Here is a 22,410-nt window from a genome sequence, read left to right on the forward strand (position 1 = left end):
ACGACCAGGTCTCAGACGCCCAGAGCTGTCGCGCCCGTCAGAAAGGGCGATCATCCCAGCGCGACGAGCATCTTCATCACCTTTCCATCGCGGCAACACACCCCTGCAGCCGAGCAAACGCCCGGGCCTCGGATCCGCCGCCCCAAGAGACAAACGCATCTCGCGCCGCTGCCTCGACCCGATCGCGCGTAATGCGCGGGCGCGCTGAGTCACGAGTCCCCGGAAAGACGAGCACATGAGCCCGCGGGACGACGTACTCCGAACGCACCTGCAGATAATTCGCGGGCTCGCCCGTGCGGCGCAGCAGCGCGCCGTTCAACGCAATCGAGCCCTCACCCAACCGATCCGTCGGGCCAGTGTCACCGGCGACAGCGAACACCGGCGCGGTAAGCCCGGGCCGCCAAGCAACGACCGCGTCGCCAACGCGGACACCGCGCTGCGTGAAGCCGTTCGAACCGCCCTGGAGCACGAGCGCTGGCACCGCGAGGGCGTCCACATAGCGGTCGATGCTGCACGTATCGCCCGCGCGCGGGTCGGCGAGTGCCGTAGACGAGACGAGGTACCGTCGCCCGCCCTGCTCGATCTCGGGGCAGACCCGGCCATCGCTGCGGCGCGGAATCACGCTCGCGGAAAGCCGCGATTGTGCCAGGAGATTTGCTGGCCAGCCCTCGTCCCGAGCCTGTCGCAGCACCCGGAAGCGCTCCGCGAGTGCTGATGCAGAGAGCCCCTGGCAGTACCCGGCCATTGCATTGCAAACATTGTTGAGGGCGAAGATTCGGCCGCCAGGGTCGTCCACCGAGTACGAGCGCCGTGTCCCATCGGTGTTGACGTTCAGCCGTGCCCCGAAAATGAGCGGTCCCGCTGCGGGGTTCTGTGACTGTCCCCACACCGGCTCACGCCCCGTTGCCGTATTCGCGTCCGTTGCTGTGAAGGCCAGACGCATGCCGCACGCCGCGTCGTCGGTCGCGACGATGGGCGCAGGTGCTGGGGCTGGGGCTGGGGCTGGTGCATTGGCTTGAGCGCCCACGGTGGCGTCTGCGGGAGGCGGAGTGCACGCGGTGAGAGCGAAGGCCGCGAGCAACGTCATCGTGGTTGCGATTGGCAGCAGGCGCATATCCCCTCCCAAGCTAGGATCGCTCGACGCTGAGCATACCGCCTTTCGATACCGCAACGACAAGGGATTTGCTCGCCCCGTTCACCACCGACCAACGGTCGTTGCTCGGTGTTGAACAGATGCGATGCAGGCGCCGGTCAGCCGACGTCCTTCGGCGCGTAGGTCTCCAGCCACTCCTTCTCCGACATGCGCGGCTGGACGTTGATCACGTACCGCTGCTGGACATCACCGTTCACCGTCGCCTCGATCTCCTGCTTCTCCGTCCAGCGGCCCCGCGCCTTCATCCAGAAAATGGCTGCCGCCACGTTGTTCTTCTGCGTCGCCATCACGAACAGCGCCTTCGCCACCTTGCTGGTCGCCTCCATCTCCGCGAGTTCCAACTCGTCCCGCAGCTTCGCCATCATCGCCGCTTCATCGACCCCGAGATGCAGCGCGATGTGCCGGCGCGACACCCCAAGCCCCGCCATCGCCCGCGCCGTCCGGCGCTGCTCCTCCGTCAGCTGGATCAGCTCAGCGTCCACCGGCGGAGTCCTTCCGACCGCCTTCGCGCCGGTCCAGGCCGCCGGCGGCGATGCGCATCAGCTGTTCGTCGGTTAGGTCTTCGGCACGCGTCACACCGGTGATGACCTGGATGGGCTTCAATTCACGATCGAGGCGCCGGATCTCCGCTCGCAATTCCTCGTCGCTCATCTGGCTGATGTCATACACCACCGGCTTCACCTCGATCCTCTCGCGCCAGCCCGCCCTCGCCCTCATCCAGAAGATTGCCGCCGCGACGTTCTTGCCCTGGGTGGCCATCTGGAACAGCGACTGCGCAACCTTGGCGTTCGCCTCCGTCACGCCGCGGTCCAGCTCCTCGCGGAAGTGCTTGCGCAGCGTCTTGGCGTCGATGCCCAGGAAGGTCGCGATGTCCTCCTGCGGGATGCCGAACCCCGCCATGGTCTTCACCGTGCGCCGCTGGTCCGGGGTCGGGTCATACCGGCGCATGGCTGGCCTCCGTGGGGCTGCTGGGCGCGCCGCTGCCCGGGCCAGGGGACAGGCCGCTGAAAGAGGCGCCGTCCCCCTCCCGCACGGCGTCCTGGCCCGTGAAGGCCTCCCACCGCGCTATGGCGACGTCCACATAGGCCGGGGAGAGCTCGATGGCATGGCACGCCCGGCCGGTCATCTCCGCCGCGATGATGGTGGTGCCGGAGCCGCTGAACGGCTCGTACACCGCCTGCCCGGGCGAGGAGTTGTTCTCGATCGGCCGGCGCATGCACTCGACCGGCTTCTGGGTGCCGTGGACGGTCTCAGCATCCTCGCTGCGACCGGCGATCTGCCACAGCGTCGTCTGCTTGCGATCGCCCGACCAATGGCCCTGGCCCCGCACCGCATACCATGCCGGTTCATGCTGCCAGTGATAGTGGCCCCGGCCGAGCACCAGCCGATCCTTCGCCCAGATGATCTGCGCGCGGATGTCGAAGCCGCAGGCAACGAGACTCTCCGCCACGGTGGTGGCGTGCAGCGCGCCGTGCCAGACGTAGGCGACCTCGCCCGGGAACAGCGCCCAGGCCTCCCGCCAGTCGGCGCGGTCGTCGTTCTCCACCTTGCCGGTGCGGCGGGTGGACCCCAGGCCGGCCCGGTTGCGCCAGTCCGGATCGTACTGCACGCCATAGGGCGGATCGGTGACCATCAGGTGCGGCCGCACGCCGGCGAGCACGGCTGCCACGACAGCGGGGTCGGTGCAGTCCCCGCAGACCAGGCGGTGGCGGCCCAGCCGCCAGACATCGCCCAGCCGGGTGACGGGCGTCTCCGGCAGAGGGGGGATGTCGTCGGGATCGGTCAGGCCCGTTGTCGGCTCGGCGAGGAACCCCGCGATCTCGTCCGCGCCGAACCCGGTCAGTTCCAGGTCGAAGCCCAGGCCCTGCAGCTCGGCCAATTCCAGCCGCAGCAGGTCCTCATCCCAGCCGGCATTCAACGCCAGCTTGTTGTCGGCGAGGATGTACGCCTTGCGCTGCGCCGGCGTCAGGTGCGCCAGCTCGATCACCGGCACCTCGTCCATGCCCAGCTTGCGCGCGGCCAGCACGCGGCCGTGGCCCGCGATGATGCCGTTGTCGCCGTCGGTCAGCACCGGGTTGGTAAATCCGAACTCGCGGATCGACGCCGCGATCTGCGCGACCTGCGCGTCGGAGTGCGTGCGCGCGTTGCGGGCATACGGAATTAGGTCGCGTGTTCTGACTCTTTTGTAGCCAGGGAAGTCTGCGTGCGTCGCGCCTGTCGCCGGCATCCTCAACCCTCCAGCGGGAGTGGTGTCGGGCAGGTCGCCGCGACGACCATTTAATACCGGATCGGGATTCCTCGGCACAATCGACCGCAATTGCTCGGCGCTACGCTGCACTACGATCGGCGCAGATTTCTTTCAGATGCTACTGCCGACGCTGGTCAGCAGGTCGAGAAACTCATCTCGCCTCGCCAACCTATGGAGCGAGCCGGATTTCCATGTCCGGCTCCTCCCCATAGGGGAGGGATTCCGGAAATCCGGAAATGCGGCGGAAATCCGCGGTTTTTTGGCGTTTCCGGACGCGTGGAAATCACATCGACTGGAAACGGCTTAAGGTCTTGAACTGCCTTCCCTTTTCCCCTTTCCACGCGATCGCATTTCCAATGGAAATCCGGAAACCGGAAACGATGAAACGGCATCTACAGCCCTCGACTGCTGCGATACCGCTCCAGCGCCTCCTTCCGAGACCCCTTGAACAGCGGCACGTTGATGCCGGTTGCCAAAGGCCCGTCCGGCAGGTCCAGAAACCTGGTCGAGGCCTGCGTATCAGCCGTGCGCGTCTTCACCAGCATTTGTCGGTCGAGGGCCAGGGTACCAATCGCCTCCAGGCGATGCCTGCTCATGCTCGCGAGCGGTTCCGGGAAATCGGCCCTGCCATTGAACAGGCCGGCGGCGCCCGTATGCGAGAACGGAAGTCCGGCGGCCGCGCAATCGGCGCATGTTTCCACCAGTAGCTTGAGCAGTTGCTCCTCCGTCGGCCCCTGCGACGCCAGACGGTTGGTCACATCGAGGAAGTTGCCCGAGGGGCTTCGTGCAAAGAGGCGGCGCATGCCAATCGGCGCGCCGGCGTGGTTCGCCTTCACCAGGTTACCCCACACCAGCGTCTCGGCCGGCTCGTCGACCTCCTTACCGAGCCGCTCCGCCTCTTCCACCGTGGGCTTCCACAACGCGTACGCAAACCGGCTGTTGGCAATCCAGGCGCCGCTGCCGCGCATCGTGGGGTTCTCGAGATCCACGCCTTTCGCGACGTGCCCGATCAGGATGATCGTGCAGCCGTGCCGCGCCGCGACGGCGCGCAGCTGGCGCATCAGCATCTTCACGAAGCTGGCGTCGTTCTCGTCGCCGTTCAGGAAGTCGCCCGCGGGATCGAGGACCAGGAGGCGCACCGGCCTGCCCGTTATCGCCGCGATGCTCCGCAACAGGCGGTCGAGGCCATGCTTGGCGAGCTCGGTCAGCATGGCGGCGCGGCCATCGGGCATCACCAGCGCCGGGTCAAAGTTCGGCAGGTCAACCGCGGGGATGACGTAGCACGGTGCATCGCGACGGCGATTCTCAGGATCCAGCGACGCGATGCGGCGATGGATCTCCGCGGTGTCGTCCTCCAGGGTCAGAAACACGCTGGCGCCAGCCGCCTCCAGCGGCACGTGGCCACCCAGGATCGAGAACGCGCCCAGCGCCGCCTCTCCGTATCTGCCGCGGAGGGCCACCAGCAGACACAGCGCGAGACCGACGAGCGACTTCCCGATGCCACCGGCGCCGAACATCACGCCGAGTTTTCCCAGCGGGATGGTCGGCGACACCAGGAACTCCTGCCGCGGCGGTTCCCCTGCCGTCATCTCATCCAGGCGAAACCTGCCAATCGACTGCTCGCCGAACATGTCGGCCTGCGCGGCCTTTGCCGCCTCGGCGTCGAGCTCGTCGCGGGCGGTGCTGACGGCGCGGGGAATATCGTCGAAGCGCGCCTGCCAGCGTAGCAGATGGTGCACTCCGTCCTTGATGTTGCGGATTGCCTCCGGCACCGAGTTCATGAACCCGCGCAGGGTGAGGACGGCCTGGGCATCTGCCATGCCGCCCTTCAGATACCGCATCGCAAGCGCGGTGATCGGCGCGTGGTAGTCCGCGCCGGTCAAGATGGCTGTGACCAGTTCCGTGGTGTCCCGCGTCTCGCCCTCGCCAGGCTCGTCAGGCTCCGCCTTGCCGGCGTCACCCTGCTGCTGGCGGTGGACCGACCACGCATCGCGAAGCAGCTGATCGGCCTCATCGAGATCGAGTTCGGCCTCGGTTTCCGAGACAATTCGAACAAGGCGCGGGGCGCCCTTGCGGTGCCAAGACCCCGGCCAGCGCATGGGATGCACCATCGGCGTGCTGGTGCCATCCGCGCCGACCAAGGCCTTCGCCATGGCACGGCACGCCTTCAGCGTGGCGTGAGACGCTGCATCGCGGGTCGGCTCCGTCAGGCGCCAGTGCAGGTGCAGCTTGGGCTCCAGGACACCGACTGCGTCGGGCCATTCGCCGCCGCTCGCCACGATGATGGTCGCCGGACCGAGCAGCGCCTCGAGCTTCTGCCGCGCCTCGCTCGGGCGCTGATCGCATTCGACGCTGAGCGCCAGCCCGTTCTGCAGATCATCCTCTTTGGCGCCATCACCGTTCGAGAACGTCGCGATGGGCGGGGCGAAGACGATTGGCCGGCGCTGCCGTGCTGCGCGGGTGGCGAGGCTGGTAGCAGCAGACACCAGAAGCCGGACATCGTCTGACAGCCTATGCGTCTCGATGCCATACACTTGGTTGGCGTCGTCATAGAACGCGCGCAGCGAGACGAAGGTGCCCTCATCGGCATGGCGGAAAAGCGCATCGACGAAGCGCGTGATCTGGTCGCGGTCGGCAAGCAAGGGTGCGTCCGCGTTCATCGTGACGGATCGCCTGGTTCAAGCGCGGCGGCTTGACCGCACTCGGCGCGCCGTCGCCGCGCTATGGCCTCCAGCAGTGCCAGACCGAGTGTGCCGACAGCTGCGCTGTAATTGCGCGGCGAGCCGCTCGGCTGGACGGTCTCAGTGTCGTCCCAGCGCCGTATGAACTGCGGATTGCGGTCCGGATCGGACATCGCGGCGGCTGCGGCGGGGTGCATCACTCCGCGCCCCGCAGCTGCTTAACCTCGAAGGCCTCGATGTCCTCCAGGCGGTACACCACCCGGCCGCCAATCTTGAGGTATCGGGGCCCGTGCCGAAGCCAGCGCCAGCGTTCCAGTGTGCGCGGGCTGATGTTCCAGCGGCGAGCAAGATCGTTCTGGCCCAGCCTCTCGCTGCGTTTCGAAGGCTGACAACGGCTCGTATCCATGCGCGGCACCTCGCGGCTTGCAGTGGTGCCGCGCAGGTAGGCTGGTCGATTGGTCGTAAACCCCCAGGCCTATTGGTTTTTTGGTCGCTTGCTCAATCGACCAATCGACCAGATGGAACGCCGCAGAATTCCGCCATTCTGACGCTGCTGGGTCGAGCCACTGGTTTATTGGTCGCTTGCTCGCGGACCGCCTTTTTCGACCAGAAGTCGATCGTAGATTTCTGGGAGATGCCCACGCACTGTCTCCTCCTTCGGAAATCCTCCTGCGGCGCTCATGGCCGCCCTCCCGACCCGTTTGGTGAGGGTGCGCGCGAGCCACAGCCAACTCTCAGGGCGCGCAGGAGCCCCGTTGGGAAACACACCATCCCAGTGCCTCCGAAGCGCGTCTTCAATGATGCCGGCGACAGGCTTGCGCCCGCCTTTGCGCACCACGACGGGGGGCGCCGAGGGTGGGACAGCGTGGGCTTCCGTCACTGTCCGCTCGCACGTCGCGCTATCCGGCACGGCCGCGTCGGAGAGGCGATCGACATCTCTTCCGCTGCCCTCCGCTGCTGCTCCATAGGTCGCGACAACCGCGACGTACCGCGCGTCATCGACGCTTATCGCTTCGCGGCGGAAGTCGAACAAATAATCGGCAGCCCAAACGCCGGGCAGGCTGACCTGCACCGTTGTTCTTTGCGGCCGCGTCATGACGCCGCGAAGGTGAAACTCCCCGCTGACGAGGCGCGCTCGAAAGTCTGTCTCCAGCGCTGTCCAAGCGGCGATCAGGGCGGCGAAACTCGGTGGCCCAACCGACCAGCCGTTCTTGGCGGGTTTCGCGAGATCTGCTGGATCGGAGAGGATCGGATGGGCGGGGAACGAGGCAAGCACGTCCCTTGTGTATCGCCGCTCGCTTCGACAGACCTCACCGAGCAATGCAGGGGCCGTCCACTCGCGCAGCGCCGCGCCCAGCGAAATGGGCCCGCGCGCGGTTCTCACCCTACCGAGCCGCGCGGCCACCAGCGGTGCCAGCATTCGCCGCTGGACCACGACGTCTTCATAAGCATCCTCTCCGACGACGACGGTGCCGCGGTAGGGAAGGTAAAGCAGCTCACGCGCCCAAGCTGCGAGCAGCGGCTCAGCGTCACTTCGGGCTATGGGCTTCAGCATCCTTCCCCACAGCACGATGTCGCCGGCGGCCACACTGGCGTTGAATCCGACGAACAGCTTTTGCCAGGCGCGCTCAAGCGCTCGAATTGTCGGATTGGTGACGCTCGACCGAGCCGACGTTCCACGTGCCCGGTATTGCGCAATCTCCGCAACCCATTCCTGCAGCAACTGAACACGCTGCTGCGGTGCGAAAGGCGCCTCGGCCGCATTCAATGCTTCCACCAGCGCCGGATCGGACCAGGTCGTGATGGCTTCTGCCAAGGGCAGCGCCGGCCGGGGCGAATCGACTTCCATGACCGCAACAATATCAGACCCGGACTGGGCGCTATCGAGAGTCTCGTCGCATGCCACTGAATGCGTCAGGGACGAATGCTCCGCTCCGCCAACTCCCGCCCCACCTGCGCGAGATCTGCGACATCCTCGCCCGCGGCCTGGTGCGGCTGCGCAGCCGCACTGCCGACGAGTTCGACCGCGACAGGCGGACCGGCGGAGAGAGTTCGCTACACTTCACCGCCCACCAGAGCGTGTGTGCGAACCGGCCCAACCGGAGATCCGCATGACCCGCCGACCGAACCCCGCCGTTGCCACCGGCCACGTGGCGCGCACCGTGGCGGCCATTCCGCCCGCCGACGTGCTGGGGCGCCTGGCCGCCCTGAAGACTGCCCCCACGGCGGACCTCAAGCAGCAGTGGCGTGAACTGTTCGTCGCCGAGCCGCCGCCCTACAACCGGCGCTTCCTGGAAAGCCGGCTCGCTTACCGCATCCAAGAGCTCGCCTATGGCGGCCTGAAGCCCGAGACGATCCAGCGCCTCGAGGCGCTGGGCGAGCAGCTTGACGGCGGCAACCCCGTCCTGCGGCGCATCCGCGGCGACGACAAGCCGATCACCGGCACGCGCCTCATCCGCGAGTATCAAGGCGTCGAGCACAGCGTGACGGTCCTGCACGACGGCTACGAATATCAGGGCCGTCCCTACCAGTCGCTCTCCTCCATCGCACGCGCCATCACCGGCACGCGCTGGAATGGTTGGCTGTTCTTTGGCCTGAAGAACCGGAGGGCCGCGGCATGAAGCGCAAACCCGCCGCCGATGCCGCGATGCCGGCCACGGTCAGGAAGATCCGCGCCGCGGTGTACACGCGCAAGTCGAGCGAGGAAGGGCTCGACATGGAGTTCAACTCCCTCGATGCCCAGCGCGAGGCCTGCGAAGCTTACATCACCAGCCAGCGGTCGGAAGGATGGGTGCTGATCCGCGATCGCTACGACGATGGCGGTGTGTCCGGCGGCACGCTGGAACGGCCGGCGCTGCGGCGGCTCCTGGCGGACATTGAGCGCGGCCTCATCGACGTGGTGGTGGTCTACAAGATCGACCGGCTGTCGCGCGCACTGATGGATTTCGCCAAGCTGGTGGAGGTGTTCGACGCGAACAGCGTGACCTTTGTCTCTGTCACGCAGTCGTTCAACACGACCACCAGCATGGGGCGGCTGACGCTGAACATCCTCCTCAGCTTCGCGCAGTTCGAGCGGGAGGTCATTGGCGAGCGCATCCGCGACAAGGTGGCTGCGTCTCGGGCGCGCGGGATCTGGATGGGCGGCTTCGTGCCTCTCGGCTACGACGCGCGCGATCGCAAGCTGGTGGTAAACGACGCCGAGGCGGCGCTGGTGCGCCGCATCTTCGAGGGGTTCGTGGAAACAGAATCCGGCACGAAGCTGGTGCAGAAGCTGCGCGCCGAGGGCGCCACCACGAAGCGCGGCCGCGCCTTCACCAAGAGCGACGTTTACCGGGTGCTGAGCAACCGGACCTATCTCGGCGAGGCGATGCACAAGGGGAAGTCGCATCCCGGCGAGCATGCCGCCATCGTGCCGCGGGCGATGTGGGACGCGGCGCACGCCCTGCTGGCGATCAGCCCGAAGACACGCGCCAACCGCACCCGCTGCCAGACGCCTTCGCTGCTGCGCGGGCTGATCTTCGGCAGCGACGGCCGCGCGATGTCGCCCACCCACGCGCGCGGGCGCCACGGCCAGCAGTATCGCTACTATGTCAGTCAGTCCGTGCTGAAGGGCAGCGCCGCGGACGGGCCGGCCATCGCGCGTATTTCCGCCGCGGAGATCGAGGGCGCCGTCATCGCGCAGGTTCGGGGGCTGCTGCGCCAGCCGGAGGTGGTGTTGGGCGCCTGGCGCGCGGCGCGGGCCTCGGCGCCGGATATGACGGAGGATGAGGCGCGGCTGGCGCTGGAGCGGCTCGACCCGCTGTGGGAGGAGCTCTTCCCTGCCGAGCAGGCACGGATCATCCGCCTCCTGGTCGACCGGGTGGACATCGGGGCGGGCGGCGCTGACGTGCGGCTGAAGCTGGAGGGACTGGCCAGCCTGGCGCGGGACCTTGCAACGCCACCCGCCGAAGCAGCGAGGGCCGCAGCGTGACCGGCACCGCGCAAATGCTGACCGTGCGGGTGCCGCTGGCGGTCCGGAAGCAGCGGGGCGGGCGGAAGCTGGTGCTGACGCCGGGCGGCATGGCGCCCCGCGGCGCCTCGGCCGCCGACACCACCCTGGTGAAGGCGGTGGCCCGGGCGTTCCGGTGGCGGCGGATGCTGGAGACTGGGCGCTTCGGCACGATCAACGAGTTGGCCGCGGCGGAGAAGATCAACTCGTCCTATGTCTCGCGCATGCTGCGGCTGACGCTGCTGGCGCCGGGCATCGTCGAGGCGATCCTGGACGGGCGGCAGCCCGAGGGCATGACCCTGCCGGGGCTGATGGAGCCGTTTCCGGTGGAGTGGGCGAGCCAGCGATTAAACATCGAAGGAAGAACAACAGCCTAGAGACCTGCCAGGGGGTCGATATCATTGCCGGAGGAAGGAAACGCATCACGAACAAGCGCCGCATGCAGGCAAGCCGCATAAAATATCGCCAGCCATAAAAAGGAAGGATTGATTTTCCGATCCTGGCGTCCTAGATAATCTCCATCAGGACGGAGGCTGGGCATGGCTAGGACACGACACATCGGGCGGCGAATGTCCCAGCGCGGGATCAAGCAGGCGCTCGTCGACCTCACCCTTCAATTTGGAGAGGATGCGCAGGACAAATGCGTCCTCGGGCGGCGGGGGCTCATGCAGCTCATCGATGAGCTCCGCGATCTGCAGCGCACTGCCATGCAGGCGCTCGATAAGGGGGGCGTCATAGTCGTGCAGGCGGACGGCGCCCTGATCACCGCATACGACGTCGACTCCTTTGACCGCGGCCGCATCCATGCACGCTGATCACCAGCTCGCCTCGCCGTCGGGGCAGATGGAGCTGATCCGGACCTTCCAGCACGAGCTGCAGCGCGCCGCAGCCGAGAGTGGTCAGGATCTAGCGTCACTTGTTTTGACCGTGGCGCAGATGCGCGTTGCGGCGCGCCTGCTTCCTGTGTCTGGCCCGAATGGCATGGGCTTCCTCGACATGGAGAGGGAGCTGACGGCCCCCGACTGGCAAGCGATGCTGGACCGTTTGCCTGCCGCATGGCCCCAGGCTTGGCGAGCGCCGGGGGCGACATTTTCACCGGTATCCCAACCTCTTCCGCCAGGTCACCTCGAGCGACTTAGGCGCCTCGCGCTCGCCACGCATGTCAAGAAGGGGGAGGCGGCAGATGCGGTGTCGCCGATGCGCGGCTGGATTCGGCGCGCCCTCCTGGCCGCCAGTGGCGACCGGGCCCTGTCCGCCTCCATTGCCAGCTTCGAGCTTTGCCAGCTCATCGCAACGGCGATCGACCCCACCGAAGCGCAACACGTCTATTGCGCCTATGGGATGACGGCCATCGTCGCTACGCACATCGCCGAGATCCGATGCGTCCAGGTCACCCTCGATGTTGAGGAGGGCTGGCTTGCAGGCATCTGCGCATGCATCGCTGTCGCCGATGATCTGCCGCTGATCGTCCGGGAACGCGACCCCTTAACCGAGCCAGCAAACGTAGATCAGGAGCTGTTCGCGGAACAGGAAAGCTATGATGCCGCGATCGTTTTCCCGCCCGTTGGCATGCGAAGCCGCGGCGAAGATTACCGAAGCCTCGGCACCAACCTCCCGCAGCCCGGCGTGGCAGAGGGGCAGTACGTGGCGCTGGCGCTGGCACGCGGCCGCCGCGCCGCTGTGTGCCTTCTCCCGACTGGTTTCCTCTTTCGCACGACCAAAGCGGATCAGGCGTTCAAGGAGCAGGCCATTCGGCTCTTCGGCCTGGACGCGGTCATTAGCCTGCCGAGGGACGCGTTCCCCTCGTCGTCGTTGATCCAGGTCGCAATGCTTGTTTTCCGCCCGAAGGCCAAAGTCCATCCGTGGATGCGCCAGCAGCAGCGCGTCCTCATGGTCGACGGGCGACCGGAGCGGGAGCGGGATAAGTCGCGGCCATCCACGATCGGTCGCTTTTCCACCATTCGGGACCTCGCTGACATCCTGCAGCACCACACTGAGACCGATTTCTCCGTACTGGCTTCTGCCGACGAGATCGCCGGGCACGACTTCAATCTCTCCGTCGAGCGCTACGTGCTCGATTCACAGGCCCGCCGCATGCGTGACCTTCTGGCAAACGCCGAAGCTGTGCCGCTCGAAGACGTGGCGGAGATCAGCCGTCCGCAGGCGCTGCTGGTAGGCCGCGATCGCGCCGGCCGCGAAAGCCGCGAAACAGATGTCGCGGACAGAAGCGACGGCGTGCTGCTTGAAGTCGGGGTCGGCGACATCGACGACGCCGGCGTGGTGCGCATGCCGACGACGTCGGTTCCGGCCAGCGATGAACTTCTCCAGCGCACCAGGCGCGCGAGACTGGAGCCCGGCGATGTGCTGATCGTCATCAAGGGCAGCGTCGGAAAGGTCGGCTTCGTGCGCGACATCCCCGATGGTCCCGCCTGGCTTGCCAGCCAGAGCTTCGCCATCCTGCGGCTTCGTCGACGTGGACCAATCATCGACCCGGCCATCCTGTTCCGCTTCCTTTCGTCCTCCATGGGCCAGGTGACGGTGCAGAGCCTCAAGGTCGGCTCGGTGATCTCCGGACTGCAGATGGCAGACCTGCGACGCCTTCCGGTGCTGGTGCCATCCGCCGAGGCGCAGGGCGCCATCGCAGCGCAGATGAGTGCGATCTTCGACATGCAGGAAAAGATCCAGGAGATGCGCCAACAGCTGATTCAACGACAGAAGACGATTTGGCCCGAGATGGACGCGGCCACTCCAGAAAACGCGATTTACTCGGGAGGTGCATAACCGTGCTCAAGCTCACCATGGAAAAATTCAGCGATCGGTATGCAGTGGGATACGAGAGTCCTATAAACGGCCTAATTCATTGCGAGATGGCGGCATGAACATCAACGGCTTCATTTGGAGCATCGCGGATGACGTGCTCCATCATGTTTACGACCGCACCAAGTATCGCGACATCATCCTGCCGATGACGGTCATCCGGCGTTTGGACGCGGTGCTCGAACCCACCCGCGCCGCCGTCCTGGCACGAAAGGCAGAGCTCGACGCAGCCGGCGTTCCGGAAGCCGCACAGGGTCCCGCACTCGATCGTGCGGCCGGTCAAGCTTTCCACAATCGCTCGCCCTTCACCCTGCGCCAGCTTCTGGCCCGACCCAACCCCGAGACACAGAAGGCCGACTTCGAGGCCTATCTGGACGGCTTCTCCGAAAACGTCCGGGAAGTCCTCGCGCGCTTCAAGTTTCGCGAGGAGCTCGGGCGGCTTGCCGAGCATAATCGCCTTCATGCGTTGATCGAGAAATTCTGCGATGAGCGGATCAATCTCGCCCCAACGCCCGTCCGAGACGATCAGGGCCGAGTGCGTCTGCCCGGCCTCGATAACCACACCATGGGCACGATCTTCGAGGAGCTGCTCCGTCGCTTCAACGAAGATTACAACCAGGGTGCCGGTGAACAGTTCACGCCACGCGACATCGTGGAGATGATGGCGGAGCTGGTGTTCCGCCCCGCCAAGGATCGCATCGGCGACGGCACCTATCTTCTCTATGATGACGCCTGCGGCACCGGTGGCATGTTGACGGTCGGCGAAGCCAAGCTGCGCGAGCTCGCCCGCAAGGAGGGGAAGAAGACTGAAATCCACCTCTATGGCCAAGAACTGAACCCCGAGACCTACGCCATCTGTAAGGCCGACCTTCTGCTGAAAGGCGAGGGCGAAGAGGCCCGCAACATCGCCTTCGGCTCGACCCTGTCCGCCGATGTCCACGGCCGAAACGGGCTGAAGTTCGACTTCATGATGGCCAATCCCCCGTTCGGGACAACCTGGAAGATCGACCTTGCGGACATGGGCGGCAAGGCCGCCGCGAACGATCCCCGCTTTGTGGTCGAACATGAGGGGCTGGCCAACGAAGACGATCGGCTGCGCCTGTTGCCGCGCGTGTCGGACGGCCAACTCCTCTTCCTCGTCAACAAGCTGTCCAAGATGAAGGACACCCCACTCGGATCGCGCATTGCCGACGTTCACAACGGATCGGCCCTGTTCACCGGCGAGGCCGGTTCAGGCGAGAGCAATGTCCGCCGCTGGATCATCGAGAACGACTGGCTCGAGGCGATCGTCGCCTTGCCGCTCAACATTTTCTACAACACCGGCATCGCCACCTATGTCTGGGTATTGAGTAACCGCAAGGCTGAGGCCCGTAAGGGCAAGGTTCAACTTATCGACGCGACCAAGTGGTTCCGACCGCTCCGTCGGAATCTCGGCAAGCGCAATTGCGAGATGACCGCCGAGCACATCCAAGCCGTGCTCGATGCGTATGAGACGATGGAGACGAGCGACACATCGATCGTGCTGCCCAACTCGTCCTTCGGATACTGGAAAATCGTCGTCGAGCGCCCACTGCGGCTTCGCTCGCGCTTCACGCGGGAGGCGGTGGACGCCCTACGCTTCCAGAGCGGGCACCGCGCCTTGCGCGAGGCGCTGCATGCCGAGTTCGGCGATGCGCTTTTTGACGATTTCCCCAGCGTCGCGGAGCGGCTGAAGGCGCATCTTGACCCGCCTGAGCCGGAAGGCGAGGAGGCCGCCGAGGGTGAGGAAGAGGCGAGCGCGGACGGCGAGGACGCAGCTGCCGAGACCGAGGACGCCACGCCGAAGCTGCCGCGCAAGACCATCAAGAAGCTACTCGACGCTGGCACCTGGGCACGTGATCGTCGCCTGCACCGCACTGCGGAGCGGCTGATGGCACTTATTGGCCAGGCCGAGCATGACGATTTTGCCGCGTTCGAAGCGAAGCTTGCCGCTGTGATCAAGGCAGAAAAGCTCGCGCTGAAGCCCGCTGAGGCGCGGCTGATCGCGCGGGCGATGAGCTGGCGTGCCGCAGATGCCAAGCCAATCGTCAAATCGGTGTCGAAGAAGGCCGCTGATCCGCGCGGCGGGCTCTTCGCGGTCAGCATGAAAGGCAAGCCGGCGGTGGTAGCCTACGAGCCGGACAAGGCGCTGTCGGATACCGAGATCGTGGCGTTCGACGAGGCCGGCGGGATCGAGGCGTTTTTCGAGCGCGAGGTGCTGCCCCATGCGCCTGACGCCTGGATCGACCGTGACAAGACGAAGATCGGCTACGAAATCTCGTTTGCACGGCACTTCTATAAGCCGAAGCCTCCGCGCCCGCTCGCCGAGATCAAGGCCGAGATCGACGCGTTGGAACGCCAGACTCAGGCACTTCTCGACGTCGTGCTAGTCGAGGCTGAGGCATGAGCACGGCGCTGAGGCCATACTCCCAGTATCGGGACAGTGGCGTCGACTGGCTTCCGCGGGTGCCGACGCACTGGGAGGTGGTGCGTAACAGACGCCTTTTTGCCGAGCGCAACGAGACAGGCTTTCCCGATCTGCCCATTCTGGAAGTCTCACTGCGAACGGGAGTTCGCGTTCGTGACATGGAGGGCGGACGCAAGCAGCAGATGGCAGACCGCGCCAAATACAAGCGCGCGGCCCAAGGCGATATCGCCTACAACATCATGCGGATGTGGCAGGGCGCCGTCGGCATTGCGCCCTGCGACGGGTTGATCAGTCCCGCCTATGTCGTCGCCAAGCCATTCGATGGCGTCGAGTCGCGTTTTTACGCGTATTTGTTCCGTACATCCGCCTATATGCGCGAAGTAGATTTCGCCTCGCGCGGGATCGTGCCGGATCGCAACCGGCTCTATTGGCAGTATTTCAAGCCCTTGCTGTCGCCCGCGCCGCCGCCCGAAGAGCAGCGGAGGATCGCGGATTTCCTCGACGACTACACTGCCCAGGTCCAGCGCCTCATCGCCGCCAAGCGTCGCACGATTGCCGCGTTGGTCGAACGCAAGCAGGCAATCCTGACCGAGTTGCTTCGCGGCGGCATGGACGAGGCGGCCACCGTGTCAGGCGACTTGCCTTGGATCGACCAACACCCGGTCGAATGGCGCGTGAATCGCCTCAAACCCTTTGTCGACAACATCACTGAGTTGGGCTCGGCTCCGGCTGGGTCGGCGTCTGTCATCACACTCGACCGAGTCGAGAGTTGGTCCGGGCGGGTTATCGACGGCTCGCCCATGACCAGCGAGACGTTCACCGGCAAAATCTTCCAACAAGACGACGTACTGTTCGGCAAGCTTCGCCCCTATTTGGCCAAAGTGACGCGGGTGGCCGAGGCTGGACTTGCGGGAACAGAGTTCCTCGTTCTTCGTGCCAAATTGGATATCTTTCGACCGCGCTTTCTTGAACAGTTGCTCCGATCAAAACCGTTCATCGACTACGTCGCTAGTCAGAGCGTCGGCGCAAAGATGCCAAGGACTGAATGGGAAGCTATTGCATCTGTGCCGGTGGCTATTCCGCCCCTCGCTGAGCAGGATCGGCTTTACGATCAATTCGCCAGAGCCTCTGGTGACCTTGATGAAGCAATCGCGAAAGAGCGCAGCCAGATTAACCTCATCCACGAATACCGCGACAGCCTGATTGCCGCAGTGGTGACGGGGCGGGTCGACGTTCGCGAAGTCGTCGTGCCCGTCGTCGAGACCGACAACCTTGCCGACGACGCGGCTTCAGCCGACGAAGAAATGGAGGATGCGCTTGATGCGGTCGACTGACGTAAGTGAGGGCGGGCTGGAGGCGCTGATTGTCGCCGCACTGACCGGCACGGCGGTGCCTATCGTGCACGCAAGGCCCGACGTCACGGACGGGCGGGCACCCTCTGCTGCCCTTGATTGCTATATCGAAGGCCATCGCGACGACTACGACCGCGTCCACGCGCTCGATCTCGTCCAGCTGATCGCCTTCCTTCGCGCTACCCAGCCCGAGTTGGTCGGCACGCTTTCGCTGGACTCCGACGGCCCCCAACGCCGCGGCTTTCTCGCCCGGATCCGCGACGAGATCACCAATCGCGGTGTCATCGACGTGCTCCGCTCCGGCATCCGCCATGGCGCGCACGCAGTGACGCTCTATTTCCCTCTTCCTTCACCCGGCAACTCACAGGCCGAGACGCGCTTCGCCGCAAATCGCTTCTCTGTCACTCAACAACTTGGCTACTCGCTGGATACCGCGCGACGCGCGCTCGACCTGGGCCTCTTCATCAACGGCGTGCCGCTCGCCACCTTCGAGCTGAAGAACAGCTTGACCGGCCAGTCCGTCGCCCACGCTGAGGCGCAGTACAAGACGGACCGTGACCCCAGGGAGCTCATTTTCCGTTCCGGCCGTTGCGCGGTTCACTTCGCGGTCGATGACCGCGAGGTGCGGATGTGCAGCCACCTCGCCGGCCAGAAAAGCTGGTTCCTGCCGTTCAATCGCGGATGGAACGACGGCGCTGGAAACCCGCCCAATCCCGGGGGCATCAAGACCGATTACCTTTGGCGCCAGGTGCTGGCCAAGCGCAGTCTCGCCGATATCATCGAGAACTTCGCTGGGATCATCGAGGAGCGGGACGCTCGCGGGCGGGTCACCGCACGTACGCCGATTTTTCCTCGCTACCACCAGCTCGATGTCGTTCGGTCGCTTTGCGCTAACGCCACCGAACACGGCCCAGGCAGGCGCTACTTGATCCAGCATTCTGCCGGCTCCGGCAAATCCAACTCCATTGCTTGGACTGTGCACAAGCTTGTCGGGCTGGAGCGCGCAGGCGCGTCGGTTTTTGACACTGTCATCGTGGTGACGGACCGAAAGGTGCTCGACAAGAACCTGAAGGATACGATCGGTGGCTTTGCGCAGACCGCTCGGTTGATGGGTCACGCGGAAAGGTCCGGCGACCTGCGCACCTTCATCGAGAGCGGCAAGAAGATCGTCATTTCGACGCTGCAGATGTTCCCATTTATCCTCGACGATATCGGCAGCACACATCGCGGTCGCCGCTTCGCCATCGTGATCGATGAGGCACATTCCAGCCAGGGCGGGCGAGCGGCCGGGGCACTGAACACGGCGCTTGGCAGCAGCGCTGCGGACGACGAGTTGACGACCGAGGACCGCATCCTCGCCATCATCGAGGGGCGCCGTATGCTGGACAACGCCAGCTACTTCGCCTTCACGGCGACGCCGAAAAACAAGACCCTCGAGCTGTTCGGCGAGCGCTATGAAGAGGACGGGGTGGTGAAGCACCGTCCCTTCCATCTCTATTCGATGAAGCAGGCCATCGAGGAGGGGTTCATCCTCGATGTGCTGAAACACTACACGCCTGTATCGAGCTATTACCGCCTCGCCAAGACGGCAGCTGACGATCCGTTAGTCGACGTGTCCCGTACACTGAAAGCGCTGCGCCACTACGTCGAAGGGCACGACCACGCGGTCGCCACGAAGGCTGGAATTGTTGTTGATCATTTCCTCGATCAGGTGATTGCGCGCCGCAAGGTCGGCGGCGAAGCACGCGCAATGATGGCCGCGGACGGCATCGAGCGGGCAATCGAATACTGGCGGGCGATCAACGCAGCGCTTGCGAAGCGAGGCTCACCCTATAAGGCGATCATCGCATTTTCGGGAAGCGTCGATGACGCAGGCGAGCAGCGCACAGAGGCGTGGTTCAACGGATTTCCGAGCAGCGATCTGGAGGACAAATTCGACGCCGACCCCTACCGATTCCTGGTCGTCGCGGACAAGTATCTAACCGGGTTTGATCAGCCCAAACTGTTCGCGATGTACATCGACAAGACGCTTGCCGGCGTCAAAGCCGTGCAGGCTTTGTCACGGCTCAACCGTGCTCGGCCGGGGAAGACAGAGCCGGTCGTGCTGGACTTCCGCAACGATACCACCGTCATCGAAGCAGCGTTTTCGGACTTTTACCGAACGACAATCCTCTCGGGCGAGACGGATCCGAACAAGCTCCACGACCTGAAACGAGGGCTCGACGAAGCCGGTGTCTACACTGACGCCGACGTCGAGGGCTTGGTCTCATTGTTCCTGGATGCGGCGCCTCGCGACCAGATCGACCCCATTCTGGATGCGTGTTCGGTACGGTACGAGGAACTCTCGGAAGACGATCAGATTGCGTTCAAGGGCGCGGCCAAGGCGTTCGTTCGGACCTACGCGTTCTTGGGTGCAATCCTCAGGTATGCTGTTCCCGAGTGGGAAAAATCGTCGACCTTCCTCACCCTGCTGATCCCCAAGTTGCCCAGTCCTACGAGTAGTGAGACGCCCGTTGACGTGATCGAAGCCGTCGACATGGACAGCTACCGGGTGGAGGTCGGGGCGGGCATGGAGATCGCGTTGGCAGACGCCGACGCGGAGATCGAGCCTGTGCCCGCGGGCGCGGCCGGAGGCCGCCAAGAGCCGGATGTCGACCAACTCAGCAGCGTGATCCGGGACTTCAACGAACGCTTCGGCGCCATTGAGTTTCGGGACCAGGATCGTGTCACCCGCTTCCTGTTCGAGGAGTTGCCGCAGAAGATTAGCGCCAACGGACGAGTGCAAAATGCATTGCGGAACAGTGACAACCAGAATGCGCGTATAGAGCACGACCGAGCAGTGGATGACGAGCTACTCGGCAGCCTCGCTGATCACACTGACTTGTATGCACTGTACAATACGGACAAAGCATTCAAGGCGTGGCTGCAGGAACGACTGTTCACCGCTGCAAAGCTGGGGCAGAATCCGGCGCCGCCCGAAGCATGACTGTCACTGTCCGGGTCCTGTTCGACCAACCGCAGCACGAGATAGCCTCGCTGCTGCGAGACCGACTTACCCGCTGTCGGTCGGCTTCCCTGGTTGCGGGCTTCATGACCTCAGCGGGAATCGAGGCCATCGCTGCTCCCCTTCATGGGGCCCCAGGCAAGCTTTCTGCGCTGGTCATCGGTGCTGGCACCTATCAGGCCTTCCAAGCTTTTGACGGCCTGCTGGATGCGGGGGTGCCACCAGATCGGCTTCATGTGCATCTTGGGTTCAGTGGACCCAGCGGTGGGAAGGACAATCCATTCCACCGCTACCGCCCCATGCTGCACAGCAAGGTTTATCTGATGGAGATGGCTGACGGCACGGCGTCGGCGTTCGTTGGCTCCCACAATCTGACTGGCTTTGCTCTGCTCGGTTTGAACGGCGAGGCCGGGGTGTTGATCGACGGCGCCGCCGATGAACCGGAATTCGTTGCGCTCCGCCGCCATATCGCCGAGTGCGTTTCCCAGGCCACCGCGTACGATCGCGATTTGAAGGAAGCCTATGCTTGGTGGACTACACAGTACGTCGATGGTCTTAAGGTCGAGATTGGACGCCCGCCCGCCGATGCGGAGAACAAGCAGACGATCGTTGTCCTCGCAGCCCGCGCACTGGGGCCACTTCCGACGATTGGTAATGTTATTTACTTTGAAATGTCGAAGGCACTCATGGAGTTCAACTCCCTTCGACCCGAGGTGCACATCTACGTCTTTGACCCGTTACCCGCTACGCCGGCTGCGGCACTGCTCCAACTTGACTCTGCAAAAGCCAAGCTCGTCTGCGGGATCGACGGGCTACAGATGGAGCGCGGTGGCGTTGAGCTCCTTGCAGATTTCCATATCGACAATCGCAGGCAGCCTGATCTCAAGCCCGCGACGCGGCCGTTTCGTCCAAGGCCGGCGCCTGGAATGCAGCAGGTCAGCGTTCGTGTCCAAGGCACTATCCCCGGGGCATTTGAGTATCTGTTCGACCGAGGCAAAGCGGATTGGGCGCCAGTTTATGACGATGCTCTGGTCCCTTTACGCAGCGACGGGGGGCAGGAAGTCACTGTGCCAGCTGATCTCTTGCCGCGGGTAGGGCAGCGGTGGCTGCGCGTCCAGGGGCTCCAGCGTGTCGGCCCCGCCGCACAGGAGGCAAACCAGTTGGTGTTGTGGGACGCTGACCCTTCATCAGGATCGTTCATTGTGTTTTCGTGGCGCCGCCGCCGCGGCGGTCAGCGGGGTACTGAACGCGCAGGGACCGGCCGGCCGCCGGGGGACTGAAACGATGGCGATGCCTGATTACCAATCCCTCATGCTGCCGGTTCTCGAGATCGGCGCGAAGGGTGAGTCCTCGGTTCCTTTGGCAGCCGACGAGATTGGACAGCGCTTTGGTCTCACCGCCGAAGAACGCGAGCAAATGCTCCCCAGCGGAAAGCAGCGGATCCTGCACAACCGGCTGCACTGGGCCAAATTTTATCTGACCAAGGCAGGTTTGCTCGAAAGCCCAAAGCGGGGCCGCTTTGTGATTACCGATGCGGGCAGAAAAGTGCTCGCCAGCCCGCCGCCAGAACTCAATACGAAATACCTACTGGCAATCCCGGCCTTCCGCGACTTCTACCGCGGCGAGGAGGAAGCCGGTGCCGCCCATCCGGTCATGGAGGTGGAGCCACCGGTCGCGACACCCGAAGAAGTCGTTGACGCTGCCCATAAAGCCCTTCAGGCGGCACTGCGCGATGAACTCTTGGGAAGAATCCTGCAGAATAGCCCTGCCTTCTTTGAGCAATTGATCGTCGAACTTCTGGTGGCCATGGGCTACGGGGGATCGCGTCTGAATGCTGCGGAGCAGCTCGGCAAGTCCGGTGATGGCGGCGTCGATGGCGTGATCAATGAGGACGTCCTCGGCCTCGATCGGGTCTATGTGCAGGCCAAGCGGCACGCGCCTGGCAGCACCATCGGGCGGCCGGAGATCCAGGCATTTACCGGTAGCCTCGTCGGCCTCGGCGCCTCGAAGGGGGTCTTTGTGACGACCTCCGCGTTCTCGGCCCAGGCCATCGACTTCGCATCGAGGATCCCGCAGCGCGTGGTGCTGATCAACGGGAAGCGCTTAACCGAACTGATGGTCGAGCACGGTGTCGGGGTGCGAATCAGCCGAACCGTTGAGTTCAAGCGTCTCGACGAAGATTTTTTCTCGGAGGAGGAGTGATCCGCCCGACCGGCCGTACCGAAGTGTTCGCTCTCGCAGTACGGATTTCGGGCAAGTGGGGTTCGAACCACGGCAAGCGCCGAGCGCGCTGAAACCGGCCATTTACCTAGGTTTTTGAGTTCCGTACTAAATCGGCCAAGTCAGGAGGTCCGGAGAGAATTGACCTCCGGAGAGCGATTTTCCGCCGTCTCCGCGTCCTGCCAGTCAACAGGTCCGCCCCGAAAACCCCAGGAAACCTGCCACTCAGCGCGGCGGTCGGTCAGGCGGAGAGTACGGCTCGTATTAGAACTGGCGGAGGGGATGGGATTCGAACCCACGATAGGACTTGACATCCTATAACGGTTTAGCAAACCGCCGCCTTCGGCCACTCGGCCACCCCTCCGCAGGAGTGGAAAGTCTCACGGCGTTGCAGGTGGCGCTTCTACCGGCCCAGCCGCGCAGCGTCAAACAGTGTCGCGCAACGTCAAACAGTGCCGCGCAGCGGCAAGCGGGCGCCGCGCACCGTCAAGCGGTGCGCGC

The 22,410-nt window shown here is 64.5% G+C and carries 17 protein-coding genes and 1 tRNA gene; 9 read left to right on the forward strand and 9 right to left on the reverse strand.

The window, feature by feature from the left end:
• Window positions 1-76 precede the first annotated feature (76 nt).
• The 7 genes from LQ222_RS14875 to LQ222_RS14905 form a co-directional block, all read right to left on the reverse strand.
• A complete protein-coding gene (locus LQ222_RS14875; protein ID WP_230167589.1) occupies window positions 77-943 on the reverse strand; it encodes a hypothetical protein in 867 nt (288 codons plus the stop codon).
• Window positions 944-1,251: 308 nt separating this feature from the next.
• On the reverse strand, window positions 1,252-1,635 hold the full coding sequence (locus LQ222_RS14880) for a hypothetical protein (protein WP_230167591.1): 384 nt from the start codon (window positions 1,633-1,635) through the stop codon (window positions 1,252-1,254).
• The gene (locus LQ222_RS14885) at window positions 1,625-2,101 is read right to left on the reverse strand and encodes a hypothetical protein (RefSeq protein ID WP_230167594.1); all 477 of its coding nucleotides are present in this window, start codon (window positions 2,099-2,101) and stop codon (window positions 1,625-1,627) included. The genes LQ222_RS14880 and LQ222_RS14885 overlap by 11 nt, the downstream gene beginning before the upstream one ends.
• Window positions 2,088-3,380: a site-specific DNA-methyltransferase gene (locus tag LQ222_RS14890; RefSeq protein ID WP_230167597.1), complete on the reverse strand. Its 1,293-nt coding sequence runs from the start codon at window positions 3,378-3,380 to the stop codon at window positions 2,088-2,090. Before LQ222_RS14890 ends, LQ222_RS14885 begins: the two co-directional genes overlap by 14 nt.
• A 413-nt stretch (window positions 3,381-3,793) precedes the next feature.
• Window positions 3,794-6,061 carry an AAA family ATPase gene (locus LQ222_RS14895; RefSeq protein ID WP_230167599.1) on the reverse strand — a complete coding sequence of 756 codons (2,268 nt, stop codon included), beginning with the start codon at window positions 6,059-6,061 and terminating at the stop codon, window positions 3,794-3,796.
• Between the two features lie 217 nt (window positions 6,062-6,278).
• Entirely contained in the window at window positions 6,279-6,488 is a 210-nt protein-coding gene (locus tag LQ222_RS14900) for an AlpA family transcriptional regulator (RefSeq protein WP_230167601.1), read from the reverse strand.
• Window positions 6,489-6,653: 165 nt separating this feature from the next.
• Window positions 6,654-7,931 carry a hypothetical protein gene (locus LQ222_RS14905; RefSeq protein ID WP_230167603.1) on the reverse strand — a complete coding sequence of 426 codons (1,278 nt, stop codon included), beginning with the start codon at window positions 7,929-7,931 and terminating at the stop codon, window positions 6,654-6,656.
• Window positions 7,932-8,193: 262 nt separating this feature from the next.
• On the opposite strand from LQ222_RS14905, the gene LQ222_RS14910 reads away from it, so the two are divergent.
• From LQ222_RS14910 to LQ222_RS14920, 3 genes are read left to right on the forward strand one after another with little or no spacing between them, the layout of a single operon-like run.
• Window positions 8,194-8,703: a DUF2924 domain-containing protein gene (locus LQ222_RS14910; protein WP_230167605.1), complete on the forward strand. Its 510-nt coding sequence runs from the start codon at window positions 8,194-8,196 to the stop codon at window positions 8,701-8,703.
• 26 nt (window positions 8,704-8,729) lie between these two features.
• Complete coding sequence (locus LQ222_RS14915) at window positions 8,730-10,052, forward strand: recombinase family protein (protein ID WP_230167607.1); 1,323 nt, start codon at window positions 8,730-8,732, stop codon at window positions 10,050-10,052.
• On the forward strand, window positions 10,049-10,447 hold the full coding sequence (locus tag LQ222_RS14920; RefSeq protein ID WP_230167608.1) for a hypothetical protein: 399 nt from the start codon (window positions 10,049-10,051) through the stop codon (window positions 10,445-10,447). The genes LQ222_RS14915 and LQ222_RS14920 overlap by 4 nt, the downstream gene beginning before the upstream one ends.
• Window positions 10,448-10,591: 144 nt before the next feature.
• Here the strand turns inward: LQ222_RS14920 and LQ222_RS14925 are convergent, their stop codons facing one another.
• Complete coding sequence (locus LQ222_RS14925; RefSeq protein WP_230167610.1) at window positions 10,592-10,876, reverse strand: hypothetical protein; 285 nt, start codon at window positions 10,874-10,876, stop codon at window positions 10,592-10,594.
• Between LQ222_RS14925 and LQ222_RS14930 the strand changes: the two genes are divergently transcribed.
• From LQ222_RS14930 to LQ222_RS14955, 6 genes are all read left to right on the forward strand, one after another.
• Window positions 10,875-12,851 (forward strand): N-6 DNA methylase, encoded by a 1,977-nt coding sequence (locus LQ222_RS14930; RefSeq protein ID WP_230167612.1) that lies wholly within the window; start codon window positions 10,875-10,877, stop codon window positions 12,849-12,851. The two genes, LQ222_RS14925 and LQ222_RS14930, sit on opposite strands and share 2 nt — an antisense overlap.
• Before the next feature lie 94 nt (window positions 12,852-12,945).
• Window positions 12,946-15,312: a class I SAM-dependent DNA methyltransferase gene (locus tag LQ222_RS14935; protein WP_230167614.1), complete on the forward strand. Its 2,367-nt coding sequence runs from the start codon at window positions 12,946-12,948 to the stop codon at window positions 15,310-15,312.
• Window positions 15,309-16,667, forward strand: coding sequence for a restriction endonuclease subunit S (locus LQ222_RS14940; RefSeq protein WP_230167616.1), 1,359 nt, complete (start codon window positions 15,309-15,311; stop codon window positions 16,665-16,667). Before LQ222_RS14935 ends, LQ222_RS14940 begins: the two co-directional genes overlap by 4 nt.
• Complete coding sequence (locus LQ222_RS14945; RefSeq protein ID WP_230167618.1) at window positions 16,654-19,671, forward strand: type I restriction endonuclease subunit R; 3,018 nt, start codon at window positions 16,654-16,656, stop codon at window positions 19,669-19,671. Before LQ222_RS14940 ends, LQ222_RS14945 begins: the two co-directional genes overlap by 14 nt.
• A gap of 104 nt (window positions 19,672-19,775) precedes the next feature.
• Window positions 19,776-20,969 carry a hypothetical protein gene (locus tag LQ222_RS14950; RefSeq protein WP_230167619.1) on the forward strand — a complete coding sequence of 398 codons (1,194 nt, stop codon included), beginning with the start codon at window positions 19,776-19,778 and terminating at the stop codon, window positions 20,967-20,969.
• Window positions 20,970-20,973: 4 nt separating this feature from the next.
• Complete coding sequence (locus LQ222_RS14955; RefSeq protein WP_230167621.1) at window positions 20,974-21,891, forward strand: restriction endonuclease; 918 nt, start codon at window positions 20,974-20,976, stop codon at window positions 21,889-21,891.
• A 289-nt stretch (window positions 21,892-22,180) separates the two neighbouring features.
• Here LQ222_RS14955 and LQ222_RS14960 read toward each other — a convergent pair.
• Window positions 22,181-22,273, reverse strand: a tRNA-Ser gene (locus tag LQ222_RS14960).
• Window positions 22,274-22,410 lie beyond the last annotated feature (137 nt).

Source organism: Roseomonas sp. CECT 9278 (assembly GCF_918698155.1).
In the GTDB taxonomy this organism is placed as follows: domain Bacteria; phylum Pseudomonadota; class Alphaproteobacteria; order Acetobacterales; family Acetobacteraceae; genus Neoroseomonas.

What these genes read in the sequence shown, in the direction of transcription:
- LQ222_RS14925 (WP_230167610.1), bottom strand. Translation starts at nt 10,876, where the DNA reads ATGGATGCGGCCGCGGTCAAAGGAGTCGACGTCGTATGCGGTGATCAG.
- LQ222_RS14905 (WP_230167603.1), bottom strand. Translation starts at nt 7,931, where the DNA reads ATGGAAGTCGATTCGCCCCGGCCGGCGCTGCCCTTGGCAGAAGCCATC.
- LQ222_RS14940 (WP_230167616.1), top strand. Translation starts at nt 15,309, where the DNA reads ATGAGCACGGCGCTGAGGCCATACTCCCAGTATCGGGACAGTGGCGTC.
- LQ222_RS14950 (WP_230167619.1), top strand. Translation starts at nt 19,776, where the DNA reads ATGACCTCAGCGGGAATCGAGGCCATCGCTGCTCCCCTTCATGGGGCC.
- LQ222_RS14945 (WP_230167618.1), top strand. Translation starts at nt 16,654, where the DNA reads ATGCGGTCGACTGACGTAAGTGAGGGCGGGCTGGAGGCGCTGATTGTC.
- LQ222_RS14900 (WP_230167601.1), bottom strand. Translation starts at nt 6,488, where the DNA reads ATGGATACGAGCCGTTGTCAGCCTTCGAAACGCAGCGAGAGGCTGGGC.
- LQ222_RS14910 (WP_230167605.1), top strand. Translation starts at nt 8,194, where the DNA reads ATGACCCGCCGACCGAACCCCGCCGTTGCCACCGGCCACGTGGCGCGC.
- LQ222_RS14890 (WP_230167597.1), bottom strand. Translation starts at nt 3,380, where the DNA reads ATGCCGGCGACAGGCGCGACGCACGCAGACTTCCCTGGCTACAAAAGA.
- LQ222_RS14935 (WP_230167614.1), top strand. Translation starts at nt 12,946, where the DNA reads ATGAACATCAACGGCTTCATTTGGAGCATCGCGGATGACGTGCTCCAT.
- LQ222_RS14915 (WP_230167607.1), top strand. Translation starts at nt 8,730, where the DNA reads ATGCCGGCCACGGTCAGGAAGATCCGCGCCGCGGTGTACACGCGCAAG.
- LQ222_RS14955 (WP_230167621.1), top strand. Translation starts at nt 20,974, where the DNA reads ATGGCGATGCCTGATTACCAATCCCTCATGCTGCCGGTTCTCGAGATC.
- LQ222_RS14885 (WP_230167594.1), bottom strand. Translation starts at nt 2,101, where the DNA reads ATGCGCCGGTATGACCCGACCCCGGACCAGCGGCGCACGGTGAAGACC.
- LQ222_RS14930 (WP_230167612.1), top strand. Translation starts at nt 10,875, where the DNA reads ATGCACGCTGATCACCAGCTCGCCTCGCCGTCGGGGCAGATGGAGCTG.
- LQ222_RS14895 (WP_230167599.1), bottom strand. Translation starts at nt 6,061, where the DNA reads ATGAACGCGGACGCACCCTTGCTTGCCGACCGCGACCAGATCACGCGC.
- LQ222_RS14875 (WP_230167589.1), bottom strand. Translation starts at nt 943, where the DNA reads ATGCGTCTGGCCTTCACAGCAACGGACGCGAATACGGCAACGGGGCGT.